This is a genomic window from Candidatus Flexifilum breve, from assembly GCF_016713355.1.
The window spans coordinates 598,564-616,018 of the sequence record NZ_JADJPI010000004.1; the positions used below are offsets into that span (position 1 = coordinate 598,564).

A 17,455-nucleotide genomic window follows, 5' to 3' on the forward strand; every position below is an offset into this window, starting at 1 on the left:
AAAAGTGAAAAAGTAATGTCATCCGATATAATTATACAGGGGGCGGCAATTACGCTCCGCCCCCCGTACATTGTTAGATGACTCAGCCGCCAGCCGGGGCTTCCGTTGGCGTGCCCGTGGGCGTCGGAGCGAGGGTGGGCACCGCGGTCACTTCAAACGACCGTCCATTGAAAGACAGTTGGATGTACTGCGCCCAGACCCAACCCGTCTGATCCTGATAGGTGGTTTCCAGCCAGATGCGGCCATCGGTGTCTACGGACTGCGCCGTGATGACGAGCGTCGTGCCGTTGGGCAGCAGCGCAATCGATTCGGAGGTCGCGCTCGGGCGGCGGCGCATGTGCAGGTTTGCGCCCGGGTCGAGGCCGATCACTTCGCCGACAATCGCGTCGCGCAGCGGGGTTGCCGTTGGGGCGGCCGCCTGCGGCTGCACTTCGATATCACCGCGTTCTTCATCTGCCACCGTGACCAATTCTTCACGTGTGACCAGTTCTTCAATAGTCGTCGGCTGGCCATTGCGCTGATAGCTGATGAACGACGTGTTCACCCAACCACGCAGCGCACCACCATCGGGGCTGGTATAACGCACGAACGCCCAATCCTGCGCCTCGTTCAGGCCGAGGAAATCGAGCACTGTGCCATTCGGGATGCGCGCCAGCGATTCGCCTTCGCTCGTCGGCGTGCGGCGGATGTGCACGTTAGCCGACGGATCAACGCCGACAATCGTCACCGTGAGCGCGCTCTGCCGTTCGGTCGGCGGCTGGATGGCCGTGTTGGACGCGAAGCCGTAGCGGTTGCTCGGGATCGTCAGCAGCTCACGCAGCATGAACGTTTCGCCGTCAGCATCGCTCAGCGCGAGGAACTGCGCGTTCACCCACGCGGTGATCGAACCGCCGTCCGGCGTGATGTACGTGACATACAGCCACGTTTCTTCCGGCACGAGATCCGTATCTTCATCTTCCAGCAGTGTGACCGGGTCGACAAACGGCGTCGTGGTCGGCGTCGGGACGAGGCCAGCAACCGGGCCGGGTTCGCCTTCGCGACCGAGCACCAGCAGGATCGCACCGGACGGCGCGAGACCGAGCGAACGCGCATCCGGACGCGGATATTCACGCAGGTGCAGGTTCGCGCCGGGGTTGAGCATAATCTGCGCGGTCGGACCAGTGAAGGCGGCGGGCGCGGTGGCCGCCGGAACCGCCAGCGTAGCAGTCGGCAGAATTTCCGGTGCGGCGGTCGGCGCAGCAGCAGCTTCCGTCGGTGCGGCGGTCGGTTCGAGTGTCGGTCCCGGCGTCGCGACAGCGCTGACAGGCGCGCTCGACAGGTCTTGCGCGATGCTCGCCATATCGACGATCACCTCGCCACCATCCACCAGAATCGCCGTGTAGACGACACCACCGTACACGCCGCCGGGCAGGTCGAGCGGCTGCACACCCGAGGCATCATTGGTATTGATGCCGAGGATGATATCTTCGGTGGTCGGCGCGACGAGTGCGGACTGCGCCGTGCCCGAGGCCAGATCCGCGATCAAGCCAGCGCCTTCCGTCAGCGAAGCCGTCACCGACGAGACGCCGCTCAGCGCATTGATGACATACAGCGCCGATTCGGTGCTGCTCACCGTGCCGAAGGTTTCGGAGAACGTCTGGAGTTCCGGGGCGCTCGCGCTGCCCAGCACAATCGCGCTGACATAGTCGCCCGAGCCCACCGAAACGCTGCCTGAGGCAACATTGTCGCCCGAGCCAGTCACGCTCACGTTGACCGTGTATTCACCCGCCGGCAGTGCGACGTATTCGGTCAGTTCGCCGAACGCCAGCGCCGGCGCGAGGAGCACATCATTCACGTACACATCGACCGCGGGAGCGTCCGCGACGCCGTGCACCAAACGCAGCGCCCCACCCTGCCCATCGCCGTTGGTCGGCGCGCTGAGCAGCAGGGCCTGCGGATCGTTCGCGGTGCCATAGGCCAGCGCCACATACGACGTTCCGCTGTCGAGCGCGTAGGTCGCCGCCGCGATGAGCGCGTTTTCCAGCGAGTCGCCGACCGGAACGACCGCGAGGTCATAGGTCATCGCGGGCAGGTCAAGCGTGCCATAGGGCTGGTTGTAGGTCAGTCCCGGAATCACGGGCTGTCCGGTCGCCAGAATCACGTCAACCGGGTCGGCATCCGCAATCGCATGGATCGCCGTGAAGCGCGACTTGCCAAGCGGCAGCGGATTGAGGTCATCCGTATACTGGGTGAATTCCAGCGGTTCGATGGACGAAGCAATCAGCGTCGACGCCGATTGATCTGCAAACGTCAGGCTTTGTTCCCACAGCGCGGTCGTCGCGCCTTCCTGCGTGACGGTCAGCGCATGGTCGCCCGCCGGGAGCGCGATATAGTCCGTCGCGCTGCCAAATGCCAGACTGCTCACCGCCAGCTGCCCATCGACGTAAATGTCGACGGCGGACGCGCCGGGAATCGCATGGACGAAACGCGCTTTCGCGCCGTTATCCTGCCCGGCCACAGGGATGATCGCCAACGCTGACAACATCAGCACCAGCGCAATCAAGGTGAAGCGTTTGAGAAACTGCATATCGCGGACTCCCTTCGGACGAAAATGGTAAATTTTACGTGCCTTCTTCCCACTGGGTCAGATAGTGCGCCTGCTGCTCGGTCAGCGTATCGATCTGGATGCCCATGGAGAGCAGCTTGAGACGAGCGATTTCCTTGTCGATGTCTTCCGGAACAACGTATACATTCGGCTTGAGCACAGCGGCATTCTTCGCCATATATTCCGCGGCGAGCGCCTGATTCGCGAAGCTCATGTCCATCACGCTGGCCGGGTGACCTTCGGCGGCGGCGAGGTTGATCAGGCGGCCTTCGCCGAGCACGTAGATCTTCTTGCCCTTGACAGTGTACTCTTCCACGAACGGACGCACGAGGCGCGGCTTGCCGCCCGCCATTTGTTCCAGCGCGGGGATGTTGATTTCCACGTTGAAGTGGCCGGAATTCGCGAGGATCGCGCCGCTCTTCATGGTGGCGAAATGGTGTTCGTCCAGCACGTTGATGTCACCGGTTGCGGTGATGAACAGATCGCCCACCGCAGCGGCCTCGGCCATCGGCATCACCCGGAAACCATCCATGACGGCTTCGAGCGCGCGCATCGGGTCAATTTCGGTCACGATCACGTTCGCGCCCATCCCCGAAGCACGGCTGGCAATCCCACGACTGCACCAGCCGTAGCCCGCGACCACAACCGTCTTGCCGGCCAGCAGAATGTTGGTGGCGCGCACCACACCGTCGATCGTGCTCTGACCGGTGCCATAGCGATTGTCGAACATGTGCTTGGTATTGCTGTCATTGACGGCGATCACCGGGAATTCCAGCGCGCCATCTTGCGCCATGGCGCGGAGGCGAATGACGCCTGTGGTCGTCTCTTCCGTGCCGCCGACGATGGTTTCCAGCAGTTCGCGACGGGTCTTGTGAATGGTGCTCACGAGATCCGCGCCGTCGTCCATCGTCTGATGGGGGACGTGATCCAGCGCCGCCTTGATGTGATCGTAGTAGGTGCTGTTGTCTTCACCCTTGATCGCGTAGACGGGGATTTCGTAATGTGAAACCAGCGAGGCCGCCACATCATCCTGCGTCGAGAGCGGGTTGGACGCGCACAGAACGATATCGGCACCGCCAGCTTGCAGCGTGTGCATCAGGTTCGCGGTTTCCGTGGTGACATGGAGGCACGCGGAGATGCGGACGCCGGCCAGCGGCTTTTCAACGGCGAAACGTTCGCGGATCGCGCGCAGGACGGGCATCTCACGTTCGGCCCATTCGATGCGGTAACGACCGCCCACCGCCAAATCGAGGCTTTTCACATCATGTTCTACAGTCATGTAGTCTCCTGAATTCCAGAATCACGGGGAATTATCCCCAAAACGTTGGGATTGTAACACATTGATCGAATTCACGAATAGGTAGTAACGGCTATGACTACCCTACGACTAGGCGGACGCCGGTTGGAACAAGCGCTCCAGAGCGCCATCATCGGCATAATGGGTGCGGAAACGCGCCGCGAACTCTTCTGCGGTGAACTTGTGGCTCTGCGTGCCGACCTGTTCCAGCACATAGGCGGCGCACAACGATCCGACTTCGCCCGCCAATTTGAGCGGCGCGCCATTCATCATTCCAAAGATCAAGCCGGAACGATAGGCATCGCCGACGCCCGTCGGGTCTTTGATCGAATCGATTGGAAAGACCGGCACTTCGGTCATCGTCCCATGCTGGTAAATATGCGACCCGTTTTTGCCTTGGGTAACGATCAGGATCTCAATTTGATCGCGCAGTTGGTCAATCGTTAAACCAGTCTTGTTGGAGATCAGTTCGGCTTCATAGGCGTTGACAACCATGGCATACGCGCCCTGCATACCCTGCTGCAGTTCGGCCCCGGTGAGGCGTGGAACTTGCTGACCGGGATCGTAGAGGAAACGAATACCCCGAGTGCGGCACTCTTCTGCCAGACTTGTCATCGCAACCGGATCATTAGGGGAGATGATGACGAGATCGGGGATGCCATCGTAAACATCGGCGATGCGGTAGTTCTTCGCCAGCGCCATCGCGCCGCTGTAAAACGACGAGATCTGATTGTTATCGAGGTCAGTATTGGCAAAGAACGAAGCCGTGAACACGTTGTCGATCTGGCGGACGGTGCTGCAATCTACGCCTACCGACTCCAGCCACAGGCGATAGTCCCCAAAATCACGTCCAACCGTCCCAAAGAGCTTGGGACGCATCCCCAGCAGCGCCATGGTATAGGCGATATTGGCGGCGTTGCCGCCCCAATGCTTGGACATATCTTCCACAAGAAAGCTCAAGCTGACTTGATGCAGATGCTCGCGGATGATATGTTCGCTGAAGTGTCCGGGAAATCGCATCAGGTAGTCATAGGCGATTGATCCGGTTACAATGATGTCCATTACTTTCAATGTCCTTACCTTAACGTGAACGCGGCGAAGTATAGCAAAACTTACCGGGACAATTCCATGACCGTTTTTGACCACCAGAGAAATACCCGCATCAATATGGATTTTGCGGGGCTGCGGCGCGGTCTGTACAGTGACAAGTATTTCGCCAATGTGGTCGATGTGCTCAGAGCGGCACAGGCGTCTGGCTATCGTTTCGCAGGTCGGCGTCCGCGTTCCCTCCCCGTTGATTTGTCCACCGTGGCGGTCGGCGATCTCGTCGTGGAGGCGCAGGTCTTCACGCGGCGTGCCCCGTACGCCTTAATCGCGGGCGTCGACGCGGCGCTGGCCATGCTCCGGCACGGCACAGGCTACTGGCACGACGACACGTTCGTCGAGACGTGGAAATCGCTGGATGTCGAGGCGGTCGAAGATGGTGTGCTCATCCCTTACGCCGGGCAGCCCGATCAGGTGCGCCCCGTGCTCAAAATTCGCGGCTGCTACCGGGACTTCGCCCTGCTCGAAACGCCGATTCTCGGCGTGCTCGCCCGCGCCAGCCGCATCGCCACCAACGTGCTGGATGTGCTGCGCGTCTCTAATGGTAAGCCCATTTTGTTCTTCCCGGCACGCTTTGACCTGCCTGAAGTTCAGGCCGTCGACGGCTACGGCTACTGGCTGGCAGTGCAGGCCTACAACCATGAGACGGGCCAGTCGACCAAACCCGCCGTTAGCACCGATCAACAGGGGGCGTGGTGGGGTGGGCACGGTGGCGGCACGATTCCGCACGCGCTGATCGCCGCCTTCTTCGGCGACACCGCCGAAGCCATGGTCGCCTTTGCGACGAGCATGCCCGTCCATGTGCCGCGCTATGTGCTGGCTGACTTTAATAATGATACGGTCGGCGACGCGCTGGCGACGGCGGCGGCGTTCTGGCCGCATTACCAGGCTGCGCTCGCCGCAGGTGACGCCGCTGGTCAGCGGCGCTGGACGCTCGACGGTGTGCGGCTCGATACCAGCCTGAGTGTCCGCGATATCTCACTCGGCGACGATGATCCCTATGGCGTGAATGAGAAGCTCGTCCGCGTCGTACGGGCGGCACTCGACCGCGCGTGGGAAAGCTGGAATATCCCTGATCACCTGCGTGACGCGGCGCAAACCTACTGCCAGAACATCAAGATCGTGGTAACGGGCGGCTTCAACGCCGAACGCATCGCCCAATTTGAACGCGACCGCGTCCCGGTCGATATTTATGGCGTCGGGTCATCGCTGCTGCGCAATGATTCGGCCACCAACACCGATTTCACAATGGATGTCGTGCGTGTCCAGATCAATGGGGTGTGGTACGATGTGCCTAAAGTTGGTCGGATGCCCAATGCCAATCCCGATCTCCAGCCCGTCAACTTAGGAGAGCTAGACCAGCATGACCGATGATCGTCCCTTGCGCCCCAACGCCGATGAAGGGCGCGAACCGCAGTTCGTGACTGCCCGCCGCGGCACCCGGATGATGTCGCTGGCGGCGCTCAAAGAGCGCATCGCCGACCAGTTCTTCGAAGAATACGGCGAAGACTCGCCCCAGATCCGCGAAGCCGATACGCCGAGCAAACGCCTGCGCATGGTGCTCGAAGTCGCCAACTACGTCCTCGCCGTCGAATCGATTGTCATCAGCGATGACGAACGCGCCGGGCTAGTCAGCGGCATTTACAGCGATCTCTTCGGTTATGGGGCGCTCGACACGCTGTTCTTGGACGAAAGCATCACGACGATTTCAATTTATGGCGCGGATCACACCTCAGTGCGCTACGGGCACGGCGAACTCGTCAACCTCAAGCCGCAGTTTGAAGACACCGAGCATTTGCGCCGCGTAATCGGTCGCTTGGTCATCGATGCCGGGGCGGAACTGCGCGACGACACCCCCGATCCTCGAAACGGGTTTGCGCGTCGGCGAGCGGCGCGCCGCCCTCAACGTGATTATGCCGCCCTACGCTCCCGTGATTAGCGTCGACATTCGCCTCCACCCGGTGCAAGCGCCAACGCTGAACTCGCTGGTTGAAAGCGGCTTTATGACCGCCGAGGCCGCAGCGTTCATTCAGAAAATCGCTGTTTCGAAGTATGGCGTCACGATTGCGGGTGAACCGGAGTCGGGCAAAACGACGCTGTTGAATGCTTTAGCCTCTGCCCTCGCGCCTGCGGACAGAGCACTAGCCGTCGAACGCTCCGGTGAGATGCACTTAGCGCCGCACTACGAGCGGTTGATGGTACAGTGGGCGGTTGGCGAGCAAGCCGGAGCCTCGTTCGGGAATCAGATTGAGGCAGCGCTCGCCCGCCAGCCCGATTTGCTCATCCTCGACGAAATTCGCGCCGATGAGCCGCTCTCCATCGCGCCGCTGCTCTCCATTGAGAATCCGCCGCGTCAGGTGTGGAGTGTACGCGGCGTGCCCGACGCTAAACGTCTGCAAAGTGCGTTGGGCATGCTGGCGCGGCGTTCAGCCATCGGTCAGGGCGAGAAACTGGTTCACGCTCTCTACGAACGCTTGCCATTGGTGCTGACGACCGCCCGGATCGGGGGTCGCCTCCAACTGTTCAGCATCGCGGAATGGCAGTCCCGTGCCGACTCGGATTACCCGGATTACGTGATGCTGTTTCAGTACAGTGATGGCGCATCCCGCCCCACCGACCGCAGCGCCGCGCGCTGGCTCTAAACAGGCCAGCGCTGGACGCCCAGCGCGCTACTTAAGGTCCATCAAACTGCTGATCTGCACGAGCGGTTGTACGTTCGTGTAGTTATGGATATCGCCCATAATCCACGCCCCTTCCGCCATGAAGCCCTTCTGAAAGCCTTCCAGCGTTTCGAAATTGAATTCACAAAGGCACGCATACGGCGGTGGCTGACCGGGCAGCGCTGACCCCATGCCCGAATGCAGTTGGACGCGCACGAGTCCCAGCGGGTCAAAAATTTCGTGGATGCGCTTGATGTGGCTGCTGATGAAATAATCCCAATTAAAAGTGCTGTCAGTCGTCTTGGGGTAGAGCATGATGATCGAAATCACGGTGTCTTCTCCTCATTGGGCGGTGGCCCCATAGTAGAGGACTTTGATCCGTGCGTAATCCGACAGGAGTCGTGCGTCCGTCTCAGCACTTCGATTGATGTCACAATCCGTCAATTTCGCTAGGATAGCAGCGAGCATAGGCAAACATTCAGACAAAGCGAGAAAATCATGCGTAGAGATGTCAGCTTTTTGAGTGACGGGGAGCAGGTAAGTGGTTGGCTGTATGTCCCGGAAGCCCTGACCGGGAAAGCGCCCGCGATCGTCATGGCCAATGCGATCAGCGCCGTGAAGGAGATCACCCTACCGGGTTATGCCGAACGTTTTTGTCAGGCGGGTTTTGTCGTCCTCGTCTTCGACTACCGGCATTACGGCGGCAGCGCTGGCGAGCCGCGCAATCACCTTGTTCCGCACGAACAACTGCAAGATATCCGCAACGCCATTACCTGGCTGCGCGCGCAGCCGGAAGTCGATAAGGACAACATCGGTGGTTGGGGCCTCTCTATCGGCGGCGTGCATATGCTCAACTTAGGCGCGTACGACCGCCGCTTAAAAGCGGTCGTCAGCGTTGCAACGGGCCTGAACTCACAAGAGAGCATGCTGGGCGCGACCGCGCTCAAAGGGCTGCTCGGTTTCATCAATGGTGACCGTGATACGCGCTTCCGCGCAGGCACAGCCGCGACCTACATGCCCGCGGTCGGGCTTCCCGGCACCAATGCGGCCATGCCGCTGCAAGAAGCTTACGACTTTTACACCGAAGCCATGCAGACTTACGCCAAGTCCTACGAAAACCGCATCACGATTGAATCCGTCGAGCACCTGCTCGGCTATCACGGTGATGCCGCAGTGCACCTGATTTCTCCGACGGCGCTGCTCATGATTCACGGTGAGAAGGATCTGATACCCCCCGAACTGGTCCGCGCCGTGATGGAGCGCGCCCAAGAGCCGAAGAAACTTGTGATCTACGACTGCCTGCACACCGACTTGTACACCCGTCAGCCGTGGGTGACATACGCCGCCGATGAAGCGATTCAGTGGTTCAACAAGTATCTGCACAATCCGCGTGGTTTGATGGGAGCGCCGCAAAACCCGGAACGCAACAAGCAAATCATCCAATATTTCTATGATCAGACAGCGGTCGGGAATCTCGCCGTCTACGACGAACTGTTTGCGCCGGAGTTCGTCAGCTACACCAGCGCCGCCGGGCAGGAACTGCGGGGCGGCGAGGCCTTCAAACAGGCGAACATCATGTACATGAACGCCTTCCCGGACTTTCAGACGAGCGTCGAATACATGGTGGCCGAAGGCTCGTATGTCATGGTGTACGGGCCGGCCAGCGGGACCAACACCGGTTCGATGTTCGGGCAACCGCCGACCAACCGGCGTGCCGAATGGACGGGTATGGCCATCTATCGCTTCAATGATGATGGGAAAATCGACGGCCGCTGGCAGGAATTCAACGGGGTGAAGATGTTCCAGGATCTGGGACTGATTCCGGCGCCGGGAGGCGCGCAGGCCTAGAATTTCCTGTGTGACGGTCGGGGCGCACGGCTGTGCGCCCCGACACTGTGACCTTACTGAGCCGAGCCAATCGGCGCGAAATTGCTCGCGTCGAGCGTGTACGTCGGCGCGGCACTCGTGCCCTTCGACGAGGCACTCACGTTGAACGAGTAGCTCTCATACGAGCAGTCTTCGACATCTTCGTCGTAGCGCAGGTTCACCACCGCCAGCACGACATCATCATAGCCGTCCGTGCTGAATGTACCGGCATGACCCAAGTTGAAGATGTCCGCTTCGTCGCCGCGCACAGCAATGACGACGAACTGCATCTCTTCGCCACCGTCGGCAAAAGACACATCAAACGCCCCGCCGCCCAACTGCACGTCATAGTAGTTGGTGGCCAGTTCTTGAATGCCCTGCCCCGTGAATGTCCATTCGCCTGTGTTGTTGATCGTCTCTTCGCGCCACACCGTCGCGCCAAAGCGATCGGCGTATGGATAGGTGCGCGTGACGTTCTGCGCCGCGTAGCGCAGCATCGAGTTTTCAATGCTGTCGCCATACCCGGCGAGCGCACGTTCGAGCGCTTCAAACCCGTCATAGTCGACCGCACTTTCCCACAACGAACGCACCACATCTATACCGTGGACATCCGCCAGCGACTGCAGGTACAGCCAGTGCCCGTAAATCAGCGTGTCGTCCTTCGAGCCAAAGCAGACTTCCGGATAGCTGAAGTTGTCGGCCACATAAATGGTCGCCGCTTCATCATCCTCCGCAACGTAGATTTCGTGCCACGAGGCAATCGCTTCAAAGAACCAGTTGTGCGGTTCCGCAGCGTCGTAGCCGAACTGAACATTATGATTGAACTCATGGGCGAGCGTCGTGTGCAAGTCAGCCAGCGCACGTTCTTCGCCGCCGCACGACCCACCAACCGGGTTATCACGGTCGTAGTCGTTATCGACGACCAGATAGCTCGTGTAAGCGTTGGTCTCCTGCTTGCTCGTGTTCGGGTTGTCACCGCTGCCGATGCCCGGTTCACTGCTGGCGTAACCGTAGAGGCATTCATCCGCCTCGTTGAAGATGTTGGCGAGGTAGATGTCAAAGCGATCATCCCCACCCGAACCCTGATCCGGCGGCGGCGCAGCCCAGCCCATCTCGTTGATTTCGACGTTCCACACCGAATCGGCGTATTCCGCCGCGGCATCCACGTATTCCTCAGTCGTCGCGTCTTCACCTTCCAGTGTGTAGTGGATGATGAAGTTCTCCGTCTCGCGGGTGAGCGCCGTGCCGCTCAACTGCACGCGCTTGATATTGTCGAACTGGTCAACCAACTCTTCGCCGCCCACCGTTACGGCCAGCGTGAACCGTCCAGTCGTGTCGCCGTAGCTGCTCACCACCGCGGTATAGGTGCCGCCCTGCTCTGCCGTGAAGACGATGCCCGAGTTATAGCTCTCGCTCTGGTAGTCGTCGTTATAGGCGACTTCCGAACCACTCGGGTCGAGAATCGTCAGAATGGTGTCAAGCGTATCGTCAATTGCTTCCGTCTGAATCAGCGCGGTTTCGCCCGCTTCCAGATTAAACGTGAAATCGAGTTCCGAGTTCGAAGACGTTATTTCACCGCGCTCAACCTGTTCCGCCGCGCCGATCGTCACGGGCTGTTCGCCGCCCGCCGTCATCAAGCCCGTTGTCACCGTAAGCAGGAATTCGCCGACTGAGTCGTCGTAGCCCGCCACCCCGACCGTATACGTCCCTGAGTCGTCCACCGTGAACGAAATCGCGGAGTTGTAGTTGTACGAATCGGTGTTGATGTCGTCGTTCTCGTAGTAGACCTCGCCCTGCGGATCATACAGGGTGAGCACGGTATCCAATTCACCACTCAGCGACTGAGTCTGGATCACCACTCCATCACCCGCCACCAGTTCAAGCGGATATTGTGCTATCAAGGCCGAACTGGTCAGCTCGTCCCGGAAGATCTGCGTGTTCGCTTGCGGCGCATTCAACTGCGTGAAGACGAGCGTGAAGTCACCCTCGCCATCGTATGCACCAACGCGCGCGGTATAGATCCCGGTCGTGTCGACATCGTAGAAGATCACCGAATTGACGTTGCTGCCGTCGAGATTAATGTCGTCGACGGTCGTCACCTCGCGCCCATTCGGGTCAAGCAGCGTCAGCGTGGTATCGAGGTTGCCGGTCAGGCTCTGCGTTTGCAGGATGATGCTGGTGCCTGCCTGCACTTCGAGATCGAATTCCACTTGATCCGCGCTGCTGCTGATCGAGCCTTCGAGCACGGTGGTGAAGCCCGGCTCACCGCTGGAGCTCGTGCCGCCGCGCCCCGGCAAGCGGGGAGGTTGCGCCGCTCCGCGAACGATGGCCAATTCAAAGTCGCCTGTGCCGTTGAAGCTGCCGACACTCACCGTGTACGCGCCCGCGCTCTCCGCCGTATAGACGATCTCGGAGTTGTAGTCGCCGCCTTCGAGGTTGATATCGTCGTTATAAGCGACCGAATTCCCCGCCGAATCGAATAGTTCCAGCGTCGTATCGAGTTCATCATCCAACGCGGTAGTCGTCAGGGTAACGGTTTCGCCCATTTGAAGATCGAGCGGGAAATCGACCGTCGGGTTACGGCGATCAATCGTGCCCGTCAACAACGTCGCTTCACCAACAGGTTCGGACGGCGGCGCAGCGCTCCCAAATTCCACCGTGACTTCAAAGTCACCTTCACCGGTAAAGCTGCTGACGCGCAGGGTGTACTCCCCCGCGTCGTCGGCGACATATTCGATTAGCGAATTGGTGTTGCCAGCGGAATAGTCAATATCATCGTTGTACGCCACTGTGTCACCGGATGGGTCAAGTAGTTCCAGTGTCGTGTCCAGATCGCCGTTGATCGCGGTCACAGTGAGCGTCACCGCGTCGCCAGATTCAAGGGGCAGAGCAAAATCCACCGCTGGGTTTTTCGTGTCAATACTGCCCGTGAACGTCTGCACGTCCTGAGCAGCTGCCGTAAAGATGCCAATAAACAACAACGATACCATTACCAGGACGGATCGTCTCAACATAGGGAGTCCTTTTTGGATGTAGGCAAGCTGCTCTCATTCTAAACCAGATTTGTCACTTGAAACGCAAGTGGATCTTCCGGAATGGGTGATTAATCCTATCTTCGCGGCTGATTTCTCATCTGCGGACCAGGGCTGAGCGCCCCGCGAACGGCTTGCCAAGCCCCCTGACCTCGGTGATAATCCATGTACCGACAAACAATCATCAACAGGGCGAGACGATGGCATTCCCCGAATTTTACGATCCAGACAAGGTCGGTCAGATTTACGTGCCCGCGACCGCCGCCGCGGTGAACGCTGGTCGCGCCGCCGGTTTAGCCTCGGCCGCCAAAGCCCAGGTGCGGACGATTCTCGTGCTGGTTGACGTGCAGATCGACTTCGTGCATGAGCAGGGCGCGCTCACTGTCCCCGGGGCCGTTGCCGACACACGGCGCACAATTGAGTGGATTTACCTCAACGTGAGCCGTCTCACCACCATCGCCGCCTCCTTGGACAGCCATGTGCCGATCCAGATCTTCTTCCCGCTCTGGTGGGTCGACGAGAACGATCAGCACCCCACCCCTTACACTGTGATCCGCAGTGCGGATGTTCAAGCGGGTAAGTGGCGTCCGCTGTTCCAACCGGAATGGTCAGTGGAGTATGTCGAGATACTAGAACATAACGCGAAGCGAGAACTGATGATTTGGCCGTATCACTGTCTGACCGGTTCGGTCGGCCATGCCCTCATGCCCTCGTTGTACGAAGCAATCGCCTATCATTCCGCGGCGCGGCAGGCTCAACCCCTGTTTTTGGCCAAGGGGAACATTCCGGAAACTGAGCATTACTCGATCCTAGAACCAGAAGTCAAAGTCCCAAATCACCAGCAAGGGACGCTCAACACCGACTTCCTAAATATGCTGGCGGGTTACGACCGGATTTTCATTGCGGGGCAGGCCAAGAGTCACTGTGTGCTGGAAACCGTCAATTCGATGGTGCGCTTCTTTGACGATCAGCCGAAGACACTGCGCAAAATTCGCATTCTACGCGATGCGATGTCGTCGGTCGCCCACCCGACCATCGACTTTGAGGCACTGGCAGCCAAAACCTTTCGCGACTTTGAGTCGCGCGGGCTGCAGATGGTCGACACAAGCATGCCGGTACGCTGACGGCTTACGGGAAGAAGCGCCGGGCTTTCGTTTCGAGCTGGGCATCGTCGCGGAATCGGAACAGCTTGGCGGGGCGTCCGCCCGTCTCGCGGTAGCGGCTCACTGGCTCGACAATATTCGCCTCGCGGATCTTCTTGCGAAAGTTCGCCTTGTCGAGCTTATGGTCGTTGAGGATGACCATGTAGGCGTCCTGTAGTTCGCGCAGGGTGAACTCTTCGGGCAGCAGTTCAAACGCCACCGCCGAATATTCGATCTTGTAGCGCAGGCGCGTGAGCGCGTAGTTGAGGATTTCGGCGTGGTCAAAGGCGAGCGGTGGCAGAGCGTAGACGCTGTGCCACGATGGCGATCCGCTGGTGTCTTTGAGGCTGTTGGGGGTTAAGCGATCTTTCGAGACGAGGGCAAAGTACGCCACGCTGACGACGCGCCGGCGGGGATCGCGCTCCGGGTCACCGAAAGTATATAACTGCTGCAGGTAAGCTTTGCTGATATGCAGTGTATCCTCGATCTGCCGCTGCGCCGCGCTGTCCAACGATTCGTCGAGGCGCAGCAGACAACCGGGCAGCGACCAGTTCCCCGCGAACGGTTCATGATCGCGTCGCGTGAGGCAGATTTTCAGATCCCGGTCAACCAGTGTAAAAATCACCGTATCAACCGCGACTTGAAAGCCGTTCTCCATTGTCTCTGGCATGGTTTCACTTTCCGGCGCGGCGGAGCAAAGAGCGTAGGGATCAGACAAGTCCAACCCCTACGCTGAGGACACGGTTCTCGCAGCTTACGAGACCCGCGGAGATAGTCAGTTACTGTGCCTGTTCGACCACCGCGCCCAGCACGTCAATCGTGACGCTGCCGCGATTATACACCTGACCGTTGTAGTTGATGAACTGCGCGGGGCCATCGTTGTAGCGCACCATCACGGCGGGCGTCCCGGTGATCTGGCTGGTGCGGCCAAAGTTGATGTCAGTCGTCACCTGTGACGCGTCGCTGCTGCACGTGAGCAAATCGCTGTAGTTCATGTTCAGGTCGGTCGCCAGCGTGCGTCCCACGTCACGGTTGTAGCGGCCGCCTTCCGAATAGCCGTACAGCAGACCGTAGGCTTCCCAGAACGCGCCGGGACGCTGTTCTTCCGCGCATTCCTGTAACTGCGCCGCAAACCGGGTGAGGTCGCCGCCCGCCGTCGGGAAATTGCGATATTCGAACTTTGCTTTGCCGGTCACAACATACTTCTGAATGAATTCCTGCATCGTGCCATGATAGGTCAGGCAGTGCGGGCACCCGTAATCGGCAAATTCGATGATGGTAATCGGTGCATCCGGATTGCCGAGGACAAACGCGCCATCATCACCGCGGGACTGCGGCAGTTCCGTATAGTTGATCGCGCCCGACACCGATCCGGTGCCCGCCAACGCAATCACAACAATCGCCAGGACAATCGCAGCCACCGCCACTACGCCGATGACGAGCAAGCCTTGCCGCGAACTACCGGGCGCGGCTGCGCTGTTAAGTGCCTTTTGTGTAGCCATTCAGTAAGGTCTCCGTTACAATAGCTCTCTCAAGTCCGGTCATTTTAACGTATCTTGGCCATTGCTCAACAGTCTTTATGTAAAATCTACCTGAAAGGTTGATAATGCGCGCGATCGACATCATCGCCCATAAGCGTGATGGCCTCCCCCTGAGCAAAGCTGAAATCGACTGGTTTATCAGCGCGTACACGCGCGGCGACCTGCCCGATTATCAGGTATCAGCCCTGCTCATGGCGATCTATTTGCGCGGGATGAACCGGCAGGAGATCGTCGATTTGACGCTGGCAATGGTCGACTCCGGCGAACGCCTCGATCTTTCGGACATCAGCGACTATTGGGTCGACAAACACTCGTCCGGCGGCGTGGGCGACAAAACGTCGCTGATTGTGCTGCCGTTGGTGGCTGCGTGCGGCGTACCGGTCGCCAAAATGAGCGGACGCGGGCTGGGGTTCTCCGGCGGCACACTCGACAAGCTGGAAGCGATTGCCGGGTACGATGTCAACCTGTCCGGCGAACGCTTCCGCCAGTTGGCGCGTGACAACGGCATTGTGCTGGCGGGTCAATCGCTGGCACTCGCCCCGGCTGACGGCAAGCTCTACGCCCTGCGCGATGTGACCGCGACCGTCTCTACCCTCCCCTTGATCGCCAGCAGCATCATGAGCAAGAAGATCGCGGCGGGCGCGAATGGCATTGTGCTTGATGTGAAGTTGGGACGCGGCGCGTTCATGAGCACTGTCGAGGAGGCGCGCGGTCTGGCGCAGACGATGGTCGCCATCGGCAAAGACGCGGGACGCGACGTGATCGCCGTGCTCTCGGACATGAATCAACCCCTAGGGGAAATGGTCGGCAACGCGCTGGAAGTCGCCGAAGCGATTGAACTGCTGAACGGCCGCGGCGCGCACGACATCCGCGAGCACTGCATCCAGATTGCCGGGTACATGCTCAAACTGGCGGGGCGTGGTCAGAAGTGGACAGACGCCGAAGATGTCGACCGCCTGCTGCGGCTCAAGTTAGCCAACGGCGAAGCGCTCGCCAAGTTCCGCCTCTTGGTCGAAGCGCAGGGTGGCGACGTGCGCATGGTCGATGATCCGGCGCTGCTCCCGCAAGCCTCGATTGTGGAAACGTACACCGCGAAACAGGGCGCGTATATCGCCCATATCTACGCCGATGAAGTCGCATGGGCAGCGTTTGAACTCGGCGCGGGGCGCGAAAAGAAAGGCGACGCGCTCGATCTGGCGGTTGGACTGCGCGTGCCCGTCAAGGTCGGCGAACGAGTCGAAGCCGGGCAGACGTTGGCGACAATTTACGCGAACGATGCGGCGAAGCTCGCCGCTTGTCGCGCCCACCTCGACGCGGCGTTCGGCTTCAGCCTGCACCCGGTCGAACCGCTGCCCCTGTTCTACGACGTACTTGAATCGTCAGACTGAACCACTGGAGGGGCGCACGGCCGTGCGCCCTACGCCTCGGCGTTCACCCAAACCCCATTTTCAAAACGGTAGCGATGGATGGGCGCATCGATCCAATAGCCATCGTCGCCAAACGCGATCACCCCGTTGAGGCTGTTATGCTGCCCCTCGCCGAGTAGTCGCCACGCCGCCGCGCGTTCGCCCGTGCTCGCCGCTTCGATCAGAAACGCCGTCGCGTCATAGGTCAGCGTCGCCAGCAGATTCGGGTCAGGCGCGAACTGGTTGCCCGCCGCATAGCGCTCCGCGAAGTTCGCATCGGGGATTGATCCGCTCGTCACCACTGTGATCCCATCAAGCGAGCCACGCAGCAACCGCGCGCCTTCGAGCATCCACACGTCACCACCAAGATAAGGAGTGTCAATCTCATCCGTGACTGCATCCAGCGGGGTGTCAATCTCCGCGGCTGACAGAATATACACGTTGTCAGCCGCGCGGGTCTCCGTCCAGCGTCCGACCATGATCGCCGGAATGTCCTCCAACGCCGCTTGCACTTGCGAATCCGCGGCTTGGTAGCCGAGGATGAGTGCCCCAATCACCTGTGGGTCGTGGGTCAGCGCTTGGGCGCGCAAGACCGCCGTGGCTACGCTGCCCCCGTCGTCAATCGGCATGAGTTCGACGTTGGCGAATCCGCTTTCGGTGAAAGCTAACCGGGCTGCATACAGCGCGTTGTAACCGATCTCCCGGTAGCGCCCCTCGAACGGCGCGAGCAGCGCGACTCGGTACATGGTCGGCGTACGCGTCACCGCGCACGCGGACAGAAGGAGGGCAAGCGTAAGCGCACTTATCCATACGCGAACCTCAC

14 protein-coding genes are annotated in these 17,455 nt (G+C 59.9%); 6 read left to right on the forward strand and 8 right to left on the reverse strand.

All coding sequences use genetic code 11. The features are described 5' to 3' along the window. Positions 1-82 precede the first annotated feature (82 nt). From IPK17_RS03395 to IPK17_RS03405, 3 genes are all read right to left on the reverse strand, one after another. Positions 83-2,566, reverse strand: coding sequence for a DUF4397 domain-containing protein (locus tag IPK17_RS03395; protein WP_343416260.1), 2,484 nt, complete (start codon positions 2,564-2,566; stop codon positions 83-85). Between the two features lie 34 nt (positions 2,567-2,600). Continuing rightward, positions 2,601-3,863 carry an adenosylhomocysteinase gene (gene ahcY, locus IPK17_RS03400; protein WP_343416261.1) on the reverse strand — a complete coding sequence of 421 codons (1,263 nt, stop codon included), beginning with the start codon at positions 3,861-3,863 and terminating at the stop codon, positions 2,601-2,603. Positions 3,864-3,971: 108 nt separating this feature from the next. Continuing rightward, entirely contained in the window at positions 3,972-4,943 is a 972-nt protein-coding gene (locus tag IPK17_RS03405; RefSeq protein ID WP_343416262.1) for a carbohydrate kinase family protein, read from the reverse strand. Between the two features lie 66 nt (positions 4,944-5,009). On the opposite strand from IPK17_RS03405, the gene IPK17_RS03410 reads away from it, so the two are divergent. Genes IPK17_RS03410 through IPK17_RS03420 form a run of 3 tightly spaced genes read left to right on the forward strand, consistent with a single transcriptional unit; the run spans position 5,010 to position 7,627 of the window. After that, entirely contained in the window at positions 5,010-6,359 is a 1,350-nt protein-coding gene (locus IPK17_RS03410; protein WP_343416263.1) for a nicotinate phosphoribosyltransferase, read from the forward strand. Then, positions 6,349-6,924 carry a hypothetical protein gene (locus tag IPK17_RS03415; protein ID WP_343416264.1) on the forward strand — a complete coding sequence of 192 codons (576 nt, stop codon included), beginning with the start codon at positions 6,349-6,351 and terminating at the stop codon, positions 6,922-6,924. Before IPK17_RS03410 ends, IPK17_RS03415 begins: the two co-directional genes overlap by 11 nt. Next, positions 6,812-7,627, forward strand: a complete 816-nt coding sequence (locus tag IPK17_RS03420) for an ATPase, T2SS/T4P/T4SS family (protein ID WP_343416265.1) — start codon at positions 6,812-6,814, stop codon at positions 7,625-7,627. Before IPK17_RS03415 ends, IPK17_RS03420 begins: the two co-directional genes overlap by 113 nt. Positions 7,628-7,654: 27 nt before the next feature. Here IPK17_RS03420 and IPK17_RS03425 read toward each other — a convergent pair whose 3' ends face one another. After that, positions 7,655-7,975, reverse strand: coding sequence for an EthD family reductase (locus tag IPK17_RS03425; RefSeq protein WP_343416266.1), 321 nt, complete (start codon positions 7,973-7,975; stop codon positions 7,655-7,657). A 168-nt stretch (positions 7,976-8,143) separates the two neighbouring features. On the opposite strand from IPK17_RS03425, the gene IPK17_RS03430 reads away from it, so the two are divergent. Continuing rightward, positions 8,144-9,493 carry an alpha/beta fold hydrolase gene (locus tag IPK17_RS03430; protein WP_343416267.1) on the forward strand — a complete coding sequence of 450 codons (1,350 nt, stop codon included), beginning with the start codon at positions 8,144-8,146 and terminating at the stop codon, positions 9,491-9,493. A 53-nt stretch (positions 9,494-9,546) separates the two neighbouring features. On the opposite strand, the gene IPK17_RS03435 is transcribed toward IPK17_RS03430, so the two are convergent. Beyond that, a complete protein-coding gene (locus IPK17_RS03435) occupies positions 9,547-12,489 on the reverse strand; it encodes an MXAN_6640 family putative metalloprotease (RefSeq protein WP_343416268.1) in 2,943 nt (980 codons plus the stop codon). A 254-nt stretch (positions 12,490-12,743) separates the two neighbouring features. Here IPK17_RS03435 and IPK17_RS03440 point away from each other — a divergent pair, with 254 nt between their 5' ends. Continuing rightward, positions 12,744-13,667, forward strand: a complete 924-nt coding sequence (locus IPK17_RS03440) for a cysteine hydrolase family protein (protein ID WP_343416269.1) — start codon at positions 12,744-12,746, stop codon at positions 13,665-13,667. Positions 13,668-13,671: 4 nt separating this feature from the next. On the opposite strand, the gene IPK17_RS03445 is transcribed toward IPK17_RS03440, so the two are convergent. Together IPK17_RS03445 and IPK17_RS03450 are read right to left on the reverse strand one after the other, a co-directional pair. Beyond that, positions 13,672-14,355, reverse strand: a complete 684-nt coding sequence (locus tag IPK17_RS03445; RefSeq protein ID WP_343416270.1) for an NUDIX hydrolase — start codon at positions 14,353-14,355, stop codon at positions 13,672-13,674. A gap of 109 nt (positions 14,356-14,464) precedes the next feature. Then, on the reverse strand, positions 14,465-15,187 hold the full coding sequence (locus tag IPK17_RS03450) for a thioredoxin domain-containing protein (protein WP_343416271.1): 723 nt from the start codon (positions 15,185-15,187) through the stop codon (positions 14,465-14,467). A 104-nt stretch (positions 15,188-15,291) separates the two neighbouring features. Between IPK17_RS03450 and IPK17_RS03455 the strand changes: the two genes are divergently transcribed. Then, positions 15,292-16,614, forward strand: a complete 1,323-nt coding sequence (locus IPK17_RS03455) for a thymidine phosphorylase (protein ID WP_343416272.1) — start codon at positions 15,292-15,294, stop codon at positions 16,612-16,614. Positions 16,615-16,643: 29 nt separating this feature from the next. Here IPK17_RS03455 and IPK17_RS03460 read toward each other — a convergent pair whose 3' ends face one another. Then, a complete protein-coding gene (locus IPK17_RS03460; RefSeq protein ID WP_343416273.1) occupies positions 16,644-17,396 on the reverse strand; it encodes a hypothetical protein in 753 nt (250 codons plus the stop codon). Between the last annotated feature and the right edge of the window lie 59 nt (positions 17,397-17,455).

Coding starts and splice junctions, on each gene's coding strand:
- IPK17_RS03395 (WP_343416260.1), bottom strand. CDS start 2,566: ATGCAGTTTCTCAAACGCTTCACCTTGATTGCGCTGGTGCTGATGTTG.
- ahcY (WP_343416261.1), bottom strand. CDS start 3,863: ATGACTGTAGAACATGATGTGAAAAGCCTCGATTTGGCGGTGGGCGGT.
- IPK17_RS03405 (WP_343416262.1), bottom strand. CDS start 4,943: ATGGACATCATTGTAACCGGATCAATCGCCTATGACTACCTGATGCGA.
- IPK17_RS03410 (WP_343416263.1), top strand. CDS start 5,010: ATGACCGTTTTTGACCACCAGAGAAATACCCGCATCAATATGGATTTT.
- IPK17_RS03415 (WP_343416264.1), top strand. CDS start 6,349: ATGACCGATGATCGTCCCTTGCGCCCCAACGCCGATGAAGGGCGCGAA.
- IPK17_RS03420 (WP_343416265.1), top strand. CDS start 6,812: ATGCCGGGGCGGAACTGCGCGACGACACCCCCGATCCTCGAAACGGGT.
- IPK17_RS03430 (WP_343416267.1), top strand. CDS start 8,144: ATGCGTAGAGATGTCAGCTTTTTGAGTGACGGGGAGCAGGTAAGTGGT.
- IPK17_RS03440 (WP_343416269.1), top strand. CDS start 12,744: ATGGCATTCCCCGAATTTTACGATCCAGACAAGGTCGGTCAGATTTAC.
- IPK17_RS03445 (WP_343416270.1), bottom strand. CDS start 14,355: ATGCCAGAGACAATGGAGAACGGCTTTCAAGTCGCGGTTGATACGGTG.
- IPK17_RS03450 (WP_343416271.1), bottom strand. CDS start 15,187: ATGGCTACACAAAAGGCACTTAACAGCGCAGCCGCGCCCGGTAGTTCG.
- IPK17_RS03455 (WP_343416272.1), top strand. CDS start 15,292: ATGCGCGCGATCGACATCATCGCCCATAAGCGTGATGGCCTCCCCCTG.